The organism is Jeotgalibacillus malaysiensis, assembly GCF_044789845.1.
Lineage (GTDB): Bacteria > Bacillota > Bacilli > Bacillales > Jeotgalibacillaceae > Jeotgalibacillus > Jeotgalibacillus malaysiensis_A.
Genome location: NZ_CP085252.1, coordinates 1,599,887 through 1,613,280 on the forward strand (window position 1 = coordinate 1,599,887; position 13,394 = coordinate 1,613,280).

The 13,394-nt window shown below is 42.8% G+C and carries 16 protein-coding genes; all 16 read left to right on the plus strand.

What is annotated here, in order from left to right; genetic code table 11:
• Position 1: 1 nt before the first annotated feature.
• The 16 genes from fabG (at position 2) to LG330_RS08740 (ending at position 13,388) form a co-directional block, all read left to right on the plus strand.
• Positions 2–745: a 3-oxoacyl-[acyl-carrier-protein] reductase gene (gene fabG, locus LG330_RS08665; protein WP_404409107.1), complete on the plus strand. Its 744-nt coding sequence runs from the start codon at positions 2–4 to the stop codon at positions 743–745.
• Between the two features lie 59 nt (positions 746–804).
• Positions 805–1,038: an acyl carrier protein gene (locus LG330_RS08670; protein WP_404409109.1), complete on the plus strand. Its 234-nt coding sequence runs from the start codon at positions 805–807 to the stop codon at positions 1,036–1,038.
• A 148-nt stretch (positions 1,039–1,186) separates the two neighbouring features.
• Positions 1,187–1,933, plus strand: a complete 747-nt coding sequence (gene rnc, locus LG330_RS08675; RefSeq protein ID WP_404409111.1) for a ribonuclease III — start codon at positions 1,187–1,189, stop codon at positions 1,931–1,933.
• Complete coding sequence (gene smc, locus LG330_RS08680) at positions 1,933–5,493, plus strand: chromosome segregation protein SMC (RefSeq protein ID WP_404409113.1); 3,561 nt, start codon at positions 1,933–1,935, stop codon at positions 5,491–5,493. The genes rnc and smc overlap by 1 nt, the downstream gene beginning before the upstream one ends.
• Positions 5,494–5,505: 12 nt before the next feature.
• Entirely contained in the window at positions 5,506–6,510 is a 1,005-nt protein-coding gene (gene ftsY / locus LG330_RS08685) for a signal recognition particle-docking protein FtsY (protein ID WP_404409115.1), read from the plus strand.
• A gap of 82 nt (positions 6,511–6,592) precedes the next feature.
• Complete coding sequence (locus LG330_RS08690; RefSeq protein ID WP_404409117.1) at positions 6,593–6,913, plus strand: putative DNA-binding protein; 321 nt, start codon at positions 6,593–6,595, stop codon at positions 6,911–6,913.
• Positions 6,914–6,927: 14 nt separating this feature from the next.
• A complete protein-coding gene (ffh, locus tag LG330_RS08695; RefSeq protein WP_404409119.1) occupies positions 6,928–8,277 on the plus strand; it encodes a signal recognition particle protein in 1,350 nt (449 codons plus the stop codon).
• A 107-nt stretch (positions 8,278–8,384) separates the two neighbouring features.
• Positions 8,385–8,657 carry a 30S ribosomal protein S16 gene (gene rpsP, locus LG330_RS08700; RefSeq protein WP_039808841.1) on the plus strand — a complete coding sequence of 91 codons (273 nt, stop codon included), beginning with the start codon at positions 8,385–8,387 and terminating at the stop codon, positions 8,655–8,657.
• A gap of 5 nt (positions 8,658–8,662) precedes the next feature.
• Positions 8,663–8,896, plus strand: a complete 234-nt coding sequence (locus LG330_RS08705; protein ID WP_039808844.1) for a KH domain-containing protein — start codon at positions 8,663–8,665, stop codon at positions 8,894–8,896.
• 58 nt (positions 8,897–8,954) lie between these two features.
• The gene (locus tag LG330_RS08710; RefSeq protein WP_404409122.1) at positions 8,955–9,347 is read left to right on the plus strand and encodes a YlqD family protein; all 393 of its coding nucleotides are present in this window, start codon (positions 8,955–8,957) and stop codon (positions 9,345–9,347) included.
• Between the two features lie 2 nt (positions 9,348–9,349).
• Positions 9,350–9,859 (plus strand): ribosome maturation factor RimM, encoded by a 510-nt coding sequence (gene rimM, locus LG330_RS08715; RefSeq protein ID WP_404409124.1) that lies wholly within the window; start codon positions 9,350–9,352, stop codon positions 9,857–9,859.
• On the plus strand, positions 9,859–10,596 hold the full coding sequence (trmD, locus tag LG330_RS08720) for a tRNA (guanosine(37)-N1)-methyltransferase TrmD (RefSeq protein WP_404409126.1): 738 nt from the start codon (positions 9,859–9,861) through the stop codon (positions 10,594–10,596). The genes rimM and trmD overlap by 1 nt, the downstream gene beginning before the upstream one ends.
• Before the next feature lie 116 nt (positions 10,597–10,712).
• Complete coding sequence (gene rplS, locus LG330_RS08725) at positions 10,713–11,057, plus strand: 50S ribosomal protein L19 (RefSeq protein ID WP_039808852.1); 345 nt, start codon at positions 10,713–10,715, stop codon at positions 11,055–11,057.
• 65 nt (positions 11,058–11,122) lie between these two features.
• Complete coding sequence (gene lepB, locus LG330_RS08730) at positions 11,123–11,698, plus strand: signal peptidase I (RefSeq protein WP_404409128.1); 576 nt, start codon at positions 11,123–11,125, stop codon at positions 11,696–11,698.
• 4 nt (positions 11,699–11,702) lie between these two features.
• The gene (gene ylqF / locus LG330_RS08735) at positions 11,703–12,557 is read left to right on the plus strand and encodes a ribosome biogenesis GTPase YlqF (RefSeq protein WP_404409130.1); all 855 of its coding nucleotides are present in this window, start codon (positions 11,703–11,705) and stop codon (positions 12,555–12,557) included.
• A gap of 72 nt (positions 12,558–12,629) precedes the next feature.
• Entirely contained in the window at positions 12,630–13,388 is a 759-nt protein-coding gene (locus LG330_RS08740; RefSeq protein WP_404409132.1) for a ribonuclease HII, read from the plus strand.
• The last annotated feature ends 6 nt before the right edge of the window (positions 13,389–13,394 follow it).

Consider the following 13,394-nt stretch of genomic DNA (forward strand, 5'->3'; position numbering starts at 1 on the left):
CATGAAATTAGAAGGAAAAAATGCTATCGTTACTGGTGCATCGCGCGGTATTGGCCGCTCGATCGCGATTGAGCTGGCTAAGAACGGCGCAAATGTAGTGGTTAATTACAGTGGTAATGAAGAAAAAGCGAAAGAAACAGCTAAAGAAGTAGAAGCAGCCGGTACAAAGGCACTTGTATTCAAAGCGGATGTGTCAAACGCTGATGATGTTCAGGCAATGCTGAAGGAAACAATCAGTACATTCGGCAGCATTGACATTCTAGTAAACAACGCAGGTATTACTAAAGACAATCTGCTGATGAGAATGAAAGAGGCGGACTGGGACCAGGTAATGGACATCAACCTGAAAAGTGTCTTCCTGACAACTAAAGCAGCCGCGCGTCCAATGATGAAACAGCGCAGGGGCAAAATTATTAATGTGTCTTCGATCGTTGGCGTAATGGGTAACGCAGGGCAGGCCAATTATGTTGCTTCTAAAGCAGGTGTAATCGGGTTGACGAAAACATCTGCTAAAGAGCTTGCGCCGAGAGGGATCACTGTAAACGCAGTTGCGCCTGGTTTTATCGAAACAGATATGACAGGGGAGCTGTCTGAAGATGTGCAGGCAGCTATGAAGCAGATGATTCCGCTTGAACGTTTTGGACAGCCTGAAGATATCGCAAAAGCCGTTGTCTTTTTAGCGTCAGATGACGCTGATTACATTACAGGTCAGACGATTCATATAGATGGTGGAATGGTGATGTAAAAAGCCTGTTTTAATCAGCGCTGTTTTCCACTATAATACTTGAAGGGAGGTGAACGAACATGGCAGAAGTATTAGACCGCGTAACGAAAATCATCGTTGACCGTTTAGGTGTGGATGAATCTGAAGTTAAGCTTGAAGCTTCTTTCAAGGATGACCTTGGTGCTGATTCACTTGATGTAGTAGAATTAGTAATGGAGCTTGAAGATGAATTTGATATGGAAATTTCTGATGAAGATGCAGAAAAGATTGGTACAGTTGGAGATGCAGTGAGTTACATAGAAAGCAAAATGTAATCAGCCGGCACGAACCATTCTACACGCTTGGCATGATCCCTTCATGCCAAGCTTTTGTATTTAAAAACACAAGAGGAATGTTTCGCAGAACGACTGTCTTATTAAAAGTTGAATCGAAAATGAATATGAATGGCAAGGTGAAGTCGGAGTGGGTAAATATAAAAGAGAGCAATACTCAAAAGGATTAGAACAAAAGTTTAAAGAGTTTCAGGAAAAGCATCAAATCCAGTTTCAAAATCAAAAGTTAATCATGACGGCATTTACTCATTCATCGTATGTGAATGAACACCGTAAAAAGCCTTATGAAGATAATGAAAGACTTGAATTCCTTGGTGATGCTGTTCTTGAATTATCAGTATCTCATTACCTGTTTAACAAATTTCCTTCTATGAGTGAAGGTGAGATGACAAAATTACGGGCAGCCATCGTATGCGAACCTTCATTGGTCATTTTTGCGAACGAAATGGACTTTGGTAATTTAATTCTGCTTGGTAAAGGTGAAGAACAAACCGGAGGCAGAATGCGACCCGCATTGCTGGCAGACGTGTTTGAAGCATTTATTGGTGCGTTATATCTTGATCAGGGAATGGAGCCTGTAAGGCAGATCCTTGAAAAAGTTGTCTTCCCGAAAGTAGATACCGGTGCTTTTTCGCATGTGATGGATTATAAGAGTCAGCTCCAGGAGTTTATTCAAAGGAACCACTCAGGTACACTCCAGTATGAGATTTTAAAAGAAAAAGGCCCTGCTCATAACCGTGAGTTTGTCTCAAGAGTAATGCTTGGTGATGAAGAGCTTGGAACGGGTACGGGACGTTCTAAAAAAGAAGCAGAGCAGCATGCTGCCGAGCAGGCGCTTGTCTATTTAAAAAAGTCAGGAAGCCGGGAGAATAAATAATGTATGTAAAACAGCTTGAAGTACTCGGTTTTAAATCATTTGCCGAGAAAGTGCAAATTGACTTTGTGCCAGGTGTAACAGCTGTCGTTGGACCAAACGGCAGCGGGAAAAGTAATATTACTGAAGCAATCAGGTGGGTGCTGGGTGAGCAGTCTGCAAAATCCCTGCGGGGCGGAAAAATGGAAGATGTCATTTTCTCCGGCAGTGACTCAAGAAAACAGCTCAATTTTGCTGAAGTATCACTGGTGCTTGATAACACAGATGGTGCGCTGCCACTTGATTATGCTGAAGTCAGCGTAACGCGCCGCGTGTTCCGTTCAGGTGACAGTGAATATCTTTTAAATGGTGTTGCATGCCGTTTAAAAGACATAACAGAGTTGTTTATTGATTCGGGACTTGGGAAAGAAGCCTTTTCGATTATCGGACAGGGAAGGGTTGACCAGATCCTGAACAGTAAACCCGAAGAAAGAAGAGTAATATTAGAAGAGGCTGCAGGTGTTTTAAAATATAAAGGCCGCAGAAAAAAAGCAGATCAGCGCTTGGATGAAACCCAGGACAATTTATACCGCGTACAGGACATACTTCATGAATTAAGCGCGCAGGTTGAGCCGCTGAAACAGCAGGCTTCTTTGGCGCGCGAATATCTGGAGTACAAAGACGACCTGAAAAAGACAGAATCAGGGCTTCTAGCTTATGAAGCAGAAGAAATGACAGCTGATTGGGAATCAAAAAAGTCTGAACTGGTACGTGTAAAGGACCACGAAGAAAAACTCAGGTTCCAGCTTGATCAGGATGATGAGGCACTGAATGTAAAGCAGAAAGAGCGCTCTGTCTGCGAAAAAAATATTGAAGTACTTCAATCTGACCTGCTGACAGTGACCAAAGAGGCTGAGCAACTTGAGGGGCGCCGCCAGGTATTAATTGAGAGACAGAAGAATGCGGATCAGAACGAAGATCAGCTAAAGCAAAAGGTCAGTGATTTAGACAGTCAGCTTGAGAAGCTGACTGAAAAAATCAGTGAAAAAAGTAAAATCGCTGAAGCTGTAAAAAAAGATATCTTACTCATTAAAAATCAGATTGCTGAGACTGAACAGGTTCTTGGCACCTCTGTAGATCAGATTGAACAGCAACTAGAAAAAGCAAAGAATGATTATTTTGAAACGCTGAATCAAAAAACAACCGTACAAAATGAGTTGAACTATCTGAACCAGCAGCGTGACCAGGAGCATAAAAGAGCTGAAAAGCTGACCGGTACAAATGCCAGATACATTGAAGAACGTGAGAAATGGAATGTTAGGCACAAGGAACTTCATGCATCAGCAGCTAAAATTTCTGATGAGCTTCATGTGACTGCTGAGGCATATAAAACGGCTGTGAAAGAAAGAGACGGGATCCGGACAGAACTGTCTGATCTGGAGAATAAACTGTATAAAGCCTACCAGTTTGTCAGTGAGGCAAAGTCCAGAAAATCAATGCTTGAGTCTATGGAAGAAGAATTTTCAGGGTTTTATCAGGGTGTAAAAGAAGTGCTGAAAAACCGTGGAGGTAAGCTTGGCGGAATTGAAGGTGCAGTAGCTGAGCTGATTGATGTGCGTAAAGAGTATGAAACGGCAGTCGAAACAGCATTAGGCGCTTCTATGCAAAGCATTGTAACCGGCAATGAAGCTGACGCCAGACAGGCGATTCAGTTTTTAAAGCAAAGCCGGGCAGGACGTGCTACCTTCCTGCCAATGTCAGTTATCAAGTCAAGAACTTTACCGGACTCACTTCTCTCAAGAGCGGGAGAACATGAAGATTTTATCAGTGCTGCATCTGAACTCGTTCAATTTGACAGTCAGTACAGACAGGTGATTGAAAATCTCCTCGGTTCGGTTGTAGTTGTGAAGTCGTTAAAGGGAGCAAATGAGCTCGCAAAAATTTTACAATACAGATACCGAATTGTGACGCTTGATGGGGATATCGTAAATCCTGGAGGGTCCATGAGCGGTGGATCACAGGCGAAAAAGACTTCTTCAATCTTTTCCAGAAAAAATGAACTTGATCAGCTCAGCAGCCAGATCCCGACCTATGAAGAAACAGCGGTTAAGCTTGAGCAAAAGGTTCAAAGTCTGAAAAATCAGGCTGCTGAATTTGAGCGGGAGATGGATACGCATAGAGCAAAAGGTGAGCAGCTCAGGGTGAAAGAAGCTGAACTGAAAGCTGACCTTCGTGAAGTGGAAACGGCGATCAGACAGGCTGACGAGCAATTGAAGCTGTATGATCTGGAAATGGCTGAGTTTACTCATTCAAAAGGGTCATTTGAAGATAAAGCAGTCAGCCTTCAGCAACAGGCATTAAAAGCTGAAAAACAGCTTTCTGAACTGGACCTGATGATAAAAAATCTTGCGCAGCAAAAAGAAACTCAGCAATCTTCAAGAGATGAAATGGTAGAGATCAAATCAGGTCTTCAGGCGAAGCTTGCTGTTGCGGAAGAAAAAGCATCTCAAATCAGGCGTGAGCTGAAGGAATCTGAACAATTAAAAGGTGAGCTCAGGGAAAAACATGATCTGGCTGTTGAAGACCTTAGCTGGCTGACAGAAGAGATGTCATCAGGAGAAGGGCAGGCAGATCAGCTGGATAGTCAGATTCAGCTGAAACAGGATGAAAGCATCCGTCTGTCTAAAAATCTCAGTGAAATCAAACTGCAGCGGGAGGCTCTTGAGGATGAACTGCAGCGATTAACAGCATCGTATAAAGAATCAAGCAGGATTCATCACGGTCTTCTTGAGCAGATCAATGAATTGAAGCTTGCAGCAGGTAAGTTATCATCTGATATAGACTACAGACTGAACAAGCTGCAGGAAGAATATGAATTGTCATTCCAGGCTGCAAAAGCAGAGTACCCGCTTCAGATGAATCCGGATGACGCAAGGTCAAAAGTTAAATTAATCAAACTGTCAATTTCAGAGCTGGGTCATGTTAATATTGGCGCCATCGAAGAATATGATCGTGTTTCTGAAAGGTATGAGTTCCTGCTTGATCAGCAAAATGACCTGCAGGAAGCCAAGGATAATCTGCTTTCAGTGATCAAGGAGATGGATGCTGAAATGTCCCGAAGGTTCAGTGAAACCTTCTATCAGGTAAAAGAGCATTTCTCGAGTGTGTTTCAGAAGCTGTTTGGCGGTGGTCATGCAGAGCTCAAGCTGACAAATCCTGATCAAATGCTCACGACAGGGATTGATATCGTCGCACAGCCGCCCGGTAAAAAGCTTCAGAATCTGAGTCTTCTGTCAGGTGGAGAGCGTGCGTTAACGGCAATTGCTTTGCTGTTTTCAATCCTTCATGTCAGACCTGTTCCGTTTTGTATTCTTGATGAAGTTGAAGCGGCACTCGATGAAGCGAATGTGCAGCGTTTCAGTGATTACCTTCATCAATTCAGTGAGCAGTCACAGTTTATTGTGATTACTCACCGCAAGGGAACGATGGAGGGCGCTGATGTGCTTTATGGCGTTACGATGCAGGAGTCAGGTGTATCAAAGCTTGTTTCTGTTAAGCTTGAAGAACAAATAAAACTGAATTAAAGGGGATTTGGCATGAGCTTTTTCAAAAAGTTAAAAGAAAAATTTACAGCGCAGGATACTGCTACAGATAAATATAAAGACGGGCTTTCAAAGACACGTAACACCTTTACATCCCGATTGAATGACCTTGTAGCCAGCTACAGAACGGTTGATGAGGATTTTTTCGAAGAGCTTGAGGAAATCATGATCCAGGCTGATGTCGGCTTCGATACAGTGATGGAACTTGTAGAAGAGCTGAAAATGGAAGTGAAACGTCAGAACATTAAAGACACTGAAGGGATCCGCAGTGTCATTTCACAGAAGCTCGTTGAAATTTACTATAACGGTGAAGAACCGGATGAACTGCTGAATATACAAGAGGACGAGCTGACTGTCATTTTATTTGTCGGCGTAAATGGTGTTGGAAAAACGACCACGATCGGAAAGCTTGCGCACCAGTTCAAGTCAGAAGACAAAAAAGTCGTTCTTGCTGCCGGAGATACGTTCCGTGCTGGTGCGATTGAACAGCTTGAAGTCTGGGGCGAACGGGTTGGCGTTGATGTCATCAAACACAGCGAAGGGTCTGATCCCGCTGCTGTTATGTATGACGCTGTTCATTCAGCGCGTGCAAAGAAGGCTGACGTATTAATCTGTGATACAGCAGGCCGTCTGCAAAACAAAGTCAACCTGATGAAAGAGCTTGAGAAGGTAAAGCGTGTCATTGAACGTGAGATCCCCGGTGCACCTCATGAAGTTTTATTAGCGCTTGATGCAACAACGGGTCAGAATGCCATGACACAGGCAAAGATCTTTAAAGAAGCGACAAATGTATCCGGAATCGTTTTAACCAAGCTTGACGGTACAGCGAAAGGCGGAATTGTTCTTGCGATTAAAAAAGAACTTGGCATTCCGGTTAAGTTTGTAGGTCTTGGTGAAAAAATGGATGATCTTCAGCCGTTTAATGCAGAGAAGTATGTGTATGGACTTTTTTCTGATCTGGTAGATAAAGAAGAATTGATAGACGAAGATGAAGAGTAAGAGCCTTTCGGGTTGACACCAATCAGCTAAATCTGTATGATTTCTGTGTAAAGGCTTTTCACTTAACAAAGGGGGATATGTGATGCTCGAAAAAACAACGAGAGTGAACTTTCTCTATGATTTTTATCAGATGTTGTTGACGCCTAAACAGCGGAGCTACATGTCTCTATATTATCTCGATGATTACTCACTTGGTGAAATTGCTGAAGAGTATGATGTCAGCCGCCAGGCGGTATATGACAATATCAGAAGAACTGAAGCAATGCTTGAGGAGTATGAATCTAAACTATTGTTATTTCAAAAGTTCCAGGAGCGCACAAAAGTAATAGGAGAACTTAAGACGGCAGCGGGTCATCAGCCGGAACTTCTTTCTATTATCAAATCGCTCGAGGAATTGGAATAGGAGGCTTTGCATTTATGGCATTTGAAGGATTAGCCGAACGTCTGCAGGGTTCCATCCAGAAAATCCGCGGAAAAGGCAAAGTTAGCGAAGCTGATGTCAAGGAAATGATGCGTGAGGTACGTCTTGCGCTATTAGAAGCCGACGTTAACTTTAAAGTAGTTAAAAGCTTTGTAAAGCAGGTTAGCGAGCGTGCTGTCGGTCAGGAAGTCATGCGGAGTCTGACACCCGGCCAGCAGGTTATAAAAGTTGTTAAAGAAGAGCTTACAGAACTGATGGGCGGGGAACAAAGTCAGATCGCTGTTGCTAAAAAGGCGCCAACCGTTATTATGATGGTTGGTTTGCAGGGTGCCGGTAAAACGACAACTGCAGGTAAGCTCGCAAGTCTGCTGCGTAAAAAGCATAACCGCAAGCCGCTTTTAGTAGCAGCGGATATTTATCGTCCGGCTGCAATCAAACAGCTTGAAACAATCGGAAAGCAGCTGAGTCTGCCTGTCTTCTCAATGGGAGATCAGGTAAGTCCTGTTGAGATTGCAAAAGCAGGTATTGAAAAAGCGAAAGAAGAACACCATGATTATGTGCTGATTGATACAGCCGGACGTCTGCATGTGGACGAAGATCTGATGGATGAACTGAAGCAGATCAAAGAGCTTTCGACGCCCGATGAGATCTTCCTGGTTGTCGACTCAATGACTGGTCAGGATGCTGTAACAGTCGCACAGAACTTTGATGACGCATTAGGTGTCACTGGAGTTGTTCTGACAAAGCTTGATGGCGATACACGAGGCGGGGCGGCACTATCGATCCGTTCAGTCACAGGAAAGCCGATTAAATTTGCCGGTATGGGTGAAAAGATGGACGCACTTGAACCATTTCATCCTGAAAGAATGGCATCAAGAATTCTCGGCATGGGAGATATGTTATCCCTGATCGAAAAAGCTCAGACAAATGTAGATGAAGATAAAGCAAAAGAAATGGAGCAAAAGCTTCGTACAGCTTCATTTACACTCGATGACTTCCTTGAACAGCTCGGGCAAGTGAAACAGATGGGCCCGCTCGATGAATTACTCAAAATGATTCCGGGTGCCAATAAGATGAAGGGGCTTGATAACATCGATGTAGATGGTAAACAGCTCAGTCATGTTGAGGCAATTATTCAGTCGATGACGGCTAAAGAAAAAGAACAGCCCGAAATCATTAATGCAAGCAGAAGAAAAAGAATTGCCCGGGGAAGCGGCAGACCGATCCAGGAAATAAACCGTCTGCTGAAGCAATTTGAAGAAATGAAAAAAATGATGAAGCAGATGACAAATGCCCAGGGTAAGGGTAAAAAACGCGGCGGATTCAACTTCCCGTTTATGCAATAACAGATTTTTTTAAGAAAAAATTAGTGTGTTAAGAAAAAAGACTTTACAAAGGCAAAATCACTTGGTATTATACTATCTTGTGTGAAACTATTCGGAGGTGCAATAACATGGCAGTAAAAATTCGTTTAAAGCGTATGGGAGCTAACAAGTCTCCTTTCTATCGTATTGTAGTAGCAGATTCTCGTTCACCACGTGATGGACGTTTCATCGAAACAGTAGGAACTTACAACCCGGTTGCAAACCCTGCTGTTGTAGATATCAATGAAGAAGCAGTCCTTAAGTGGATGGGCAATGGCGCTAAGCCATCTGACACAGTACGTAACCTTCTTTCAAACGAAGGTATTATGGAGAAATTCCATAACTCAAAGAGCGGTAAATAAGAGTCGTGAAAGAGCTTATCGAAACGATTGTCAAGCCTCTCGTTGATCACCCTGAAGCTGTAAGGATCGAAACGCAGGAAACTGACAGAACGATCACTTTTAAGCTTTCCGTCCATCCGGACGATATGGGTAAAGTCATTGGCAAACAAGGCAGAGTTGCGAAAGCTATACGAACTGTTTCTTTTGCAGGTGAAAGCCAGCAGAAGAAAAAGACCGTCATTGAAATAGTTGATAAGTAAAAGGGAGGCCAATGTCCTCCCTTTTGCTGTATCATGAAATTAAAAAGGGGTGCAGATCATGCAAGTAACTCAAAAGGTCGTTGTGAAAGAAATTATGACGAATTCTTCTAAAAAACGTCTGAAGGATTCTCTTACACAAAAATCTGAGCGTGCGCAAAAAGAAATTGAACAGCTGATCTTTCAGCAGAAGAAGCTCGAAAAACAGTTTGAACAATCTTCAGATGCTGTAAAAAACCGGATTAATCAGGAAATCAACAAAAGAAAACAATTAATGGCCCAGACAGAAGCTCAACAAAAAACAATTGAAGAGATGCCAATGGGTACTGAATATACATTAAGAGAAACTGACATGCTTGTTGAGCTGGACCAGGGAAGCATCTGGCACCCGGATCAGAAGCCAGTTATCGTGCTTGAAGACGGTATGGTCAAAGAGATCCGTCAGGGGTGGTAGAAATGGAATGGTTTGACGTGGGAAAGATCGTAAACACCCATGGTATTAAAGGGGAAGTCAGAGTCATCTCAAGCACTGATTTTCCTGAAGAGAGATATCAAAAAAGCAGCACGCTTTATCTTTTTCAATCAGGTAGAGAACCGCTTGAATTAACCGTTTCCGGCTACAGAAGGCATAAGAACTTTGACCTGCTGACGTTTGAAGGCTATGACAATGTAAACCTTGTAGAAGCTTTCAGAGACGCTCAGCTTAAGATATCAGCTGATCAGCAGAATGAGCTGCATGAGGATGAGTACTACTACCATGAAATCATCGGCTGTGAGGTCTTTTCGGAAGAAGGAGAACAGATCGGACGTATTACTGAAATACTTTCACCCGGTGCGAATGATGTGTGGGTCATCAAGCCTGAAAGCGGAAAAGACGTCCTCATACCGTATATTGATTCCGTTGTAAAAGAAGTGAATGTAACAGATAAAAAAGTCATTATTCATGTGATGGAAGGCCTGCTGTAATGAAGATTGATATTCTGTCATTATTCCCGGCAATGTTTGAAGGGGTTTTTGGAGAGTCAATCTTAAAAAAAGCAGCTGAAAAAGGAGCGGTAACCTATACTGTTACAGACTTTCGTCAGTTCTCAAATAACAAGCATAACTCAGTTGATGATTATCCATACGGTGGCGGAGCCGGAATGGTTCTTAAACCTGAACCGATTTTCCGTGCTGTTCAGCATCTGACTGAACAAACAGTCTCATCACCCCGTGTCATATTAATGTGTCCTCAGGGTGAGAGGTTTACTCAGAAGAAAGCTGAAGAGCTCTCAAAGGAAGATCATTTAATTTTCATCTGTGGACATTATGAGGGCTATGATGAACGCATCAGAGAAAACCTGATTACAGATGAAATCTCTATTGGGGACTTTGTTTTAACTGGTGGAGAGCTTGGCGCAATGGTTGTAACAGACAGCGTGGTCAGGCTGCTTCCTGAAGTGCTGGGAAATGATGAGTCTGCAGTGAAGGATTCTTTTTCAAGCGGTCTGCTTGAACATCCCCATTATACAAGGCCTGCAGATTATGAAGGAATGAAAGTTCCTGAGGTTCTACTATCTGGTAATCATGCTAAGATTGATGACTGGAGAATGAAGGAGTCTCTCCGAAGAACTTATATGAGGCGGCCTGACCTGCTGGATGAAATAGAACTCAGCGATCAGCAGCTTAAATGGCTGAAAGAATTTAAAAATAACATTGAATAGCTTGTTTCTATGTGGTATTATAGTTTTTGTGCTTAGTTCACAAAAGTGGATAAGCCTTGAACACAATGTTCCGCTGCAATAGAAGCAAGAGCATTTGTTGGAAGGAGTTGAAAATGATGCATAACCTGATTCAGGAAATTACTAAAGAACAGCTTCGTTCTGATCTTCCTACATTCAAGCCTGGTGATACTGTAAAAGTACACGTTAAGGTTGTTGAGGGAACTCGCGAACGTATTCAGGTGTTTGAAGGTGTTGTAATTAAGCGCCGCGGTGGTGGTGTAAGTGAAACTTTCACAGTACGTAAGATTTCTTACGGCGTTGGAGTTGAGCGTACATTCCCTGTAAACACACCTAAAATTGCGAAACTTGAAGTTGTGCGTCGCGGTAAAGTTCGTCGTGCGAAACTTTACTACCTGCGTAACCTACGCGGTAAAGCGGCTAGAATTAAAGAAATTCGCTAATTGTAAAAAAAGAGCCTGCGGGCTCTTTTTTTATGTTCAGATGTCTGAATAGGTGTGGCTGTTCTATGTTACAATATGTTCATCTGAGCCGGATTGGGGGCATTGGGATGGAGATTAAAAACGAATGGTGGGAATGGGCAAAAACACTTTTTGCAGCTGTCATTATTGCAGGTGTAATACGTTTGTTTTTCTTTTCACCGGTTGTCGTGGATGGCAGTTCAATGGTGCCGACACTGCAGGATGGTGACCGCATGATCGTCAATAAATTTCATTATAAAGTAACCACCCCCGAACGTTTTGATATTGTTGTTTTTCATGTTTCCGATAAAGAGGATTATATAAAAAGAGTCATTGGCCTTCCAGGTGAGTCGGTCTCATTTACAAATGACCAGCTATACATAGACGGGGAACCAATTGACGAAGGTTTCCGCGGAACTGATACATTTACTGAGGATTTTAACCTGTACGATCTGACAGGCTATGAAGAGGTTCCTGAAGGGCATCTCTTTGTGATGGGTGATAACCGTCAGTTCAGTAAAGACAGCCGCCATATAGGCCCTGTGCCGATTGAAGAGGTAGTTGGCGAAACGCCTCTGATCTATTGGCCTTTTGAAGATATACAACTGTTTAATAAGGAGTGATAATATGAGTATCCAGTGGTTTCCAGGACATATGGCGAAAGCTAGGAGACAGGTGACAGAAAAGCTGAAGCTTGTAGACATTGTATTTGAACTTGTAGATGCAAGAATTCCGCTTTCATCAAGAAACCCGATGATTGAAGAAATTATCGGACAAAAGCCTAGACTGATTTTAATTAATAAATCAGATATGGCAGATCCGAATAAAACAAAAGAGTGGATCCGGTACTTTGAAAATAAAGGGGTACGAGCTGTAGCAATCAATTCAGACAAAGGTTCAGGTCTTCAGCAGATTCAAAAAGAGACGATGAACATTTTAAGTGAAAAATGGGATCGGATGAGATCGCGTGGAATCAGACCGCGGGCTGTAAGAGCCATGATTGTAGGGATTCCGAACGTTGGTAAATCCACACTCATTAACCGTCTGGCGAAAAAAAACATTGCTCAGACCGGTAACCGCCCAGGTGTGACGAAAGCCCAGCAGTGGATCAAAGCAGGTAAAGAAATGGAACTGCTTGATACACCTGGTATTCTATGGCCGAAGTTTGAGGATCCGGAAGTTGGTTTCAGGCTGGCGCTTACAGGAGCGATCAAGGATAATATCTTAAATCTCCAGGATATCGCATTATATGCGTTGCGTTTCCTTGAAACGTATTACCCTGAGCGCTTAAAAGAAAGATACAGTATGGGTGAAATTCCGCAGGATCCCGCAGCCCTTTTTGATCATATTGGACGCAAGCGCGGCTGTCTGATGGCAGGCGGGGAAATTGACTATGATAAAACAGCTGACCTGATCGTAAGAGATGTCAGAAACGTACAGTTTGGACCTCTTACATTTGACCTTGAACATTTAGACGAATAACAATTAGACTTCCGCTTATGTGGAAGTCTTTAATTTTCTTAAATATTACCGATATAAGGGACAGGTGAACGTATGCTGACGATTAATCAGATCAAAGAAATCCTTTCAGGTTCACCGGATGAAAATCTTGTGAACCAATTAAAAGCGGATGAACGAAAAGGCGTGCAAAAGCTTCTTCAGAACTATTATAAAAAAGCAGAAAGAGACTTAGAATTGTCTGATCAGTATGCTAATATGCAGTCTTTCGAAAGAGCTGCAGTGACAAGAGGATACCGGTTTATTGCAGGTACTGATGAAGCCGGCAGAGGACCGCTTGCAGGGCCTGTAGTAGCAGCTGCGGTTGTTCTGCCTGAAGGATTTTATCTGCCGGGACTGAATGATTCAAAAAAACTAAGTGAAAAGAAAAGAGAAAGTTTCTATGAAAAAATAATGAATACTGCGGATGTAGGTGTAGGCATCATTGAGGCAGAGGAAATTGACCGGATTAATATATTGAATGCATCCAAAAAAGCAATGATATATGCAATCGGGCAATTAAACAGGGAGCCTGATTATGTGCTCGCAGATGCGGTCACGCTTGATATACAAATTTCTCAGGAGTCTATTATTAAAGGGGATGCAAAAAGTGTCAGTATTGCAGCTGCTTCAGTCATTGCAAAGGTAACCCGCGATAGACTGATGAAGCAGGCCGCCGAAAAATATCCGGGATACGGTCTTGAGAAAAACGCCGGATACGGAACAAAAGAACATGTCGAAGCCATTAAAGTGCTTGGTATAACGAGTGAGCACAGGCTGTCATTTGAACCTGTTAAATCAATCATTCAGCCATAACTGGAG

Coding starts and splice junctions, on each gene's coding strand:
- fabG (WP_404409107.1), top strand. CDS start 2: ATGAAATTAGAAGGAAAAAATGCTATCGTTACTGGTGCATCGCGCGGT.
- LG330_RS08670 (WP_404409109.1), top strand. CDS start 805: ATGGCAGAAGTATTAGACCGCGTAACGAAAATCATCGTTGACCGTTTA.
- smc (WP_404409113.1), top strand. CDS start 1,933: ATGTATGTAAAACAGCTTGAAGTACTCGGTTTTAAATCATTTGCCGAG.
- ftsY (WP_404409115.1), top strand. CDS start 5,506: ATGAGCTTTTTCAAAAAGTTAAAAGAAAAATTTACAGCGCAGGATACT.
- LG330_RS08690 (WP_404409117.1), top strand. CDS start 6,593: ATGCTCGAAAAAACAACGAGAGTGAACTTTCTCTATGATTTTTATCAG.
- ffh (WP_404409119.1), top strand. CDS start 6,928: ATGGCATTTGAAGGATTAGCCGAACGTCTGCAGGGTTCCATCCAGAAA.
- rpsP (WP_039808841.1), top strand. CDS start 8,385: ATGGCAGTAAAAATTCGTTTAAAGCGTATGGGAGCTAACAAGTCTCCT.
- LG330_RS08710 (WP_404409122.1), top strand. CDS start 8,955: ATGCAAGTAACTCAAAAGGTCGTTGTGAAAGAAATTATGACGAATTCT.
- rimM (WP_404409124.1), top strand. CDS start 9,350: ATGGAATGGTTTGACGTGGGAAAGATCGTAAACACCCATGGTATTAAA.
- trmD (WP_404409126.1), top strand. CDS start 9,859: ATGAAGATTGATATTCTGTCATTATTCCCGGCAATGTTTGAAGGGGTT.
- rplS (WP_039808852.1), top strand. CDS start 10,713: ATGCATAACCTGATTCAGGAAATTACTAAAGAACAGCTTCGTTCTGAT.
- lepB (WP_404409128.1), top strand. CDS start 11,123: ATGTTACAATATGTTCATCTGAGCCGGATTGGGGGCATTGGGATGGAG.
- ylqF (WP_404409130.1), top strand. CDS start 11,703: ATGAGTATCCAGTGGTTTCCAGGACATATGGCGAAAGCTAGGAGACAG.
- LG330_RS08740 (WP_404409132.1), top strand. CDS start 12,630: ATGCTGACGATTAATCAGATCAAAGAAATCCTTTCAGGTTCACCGGAT.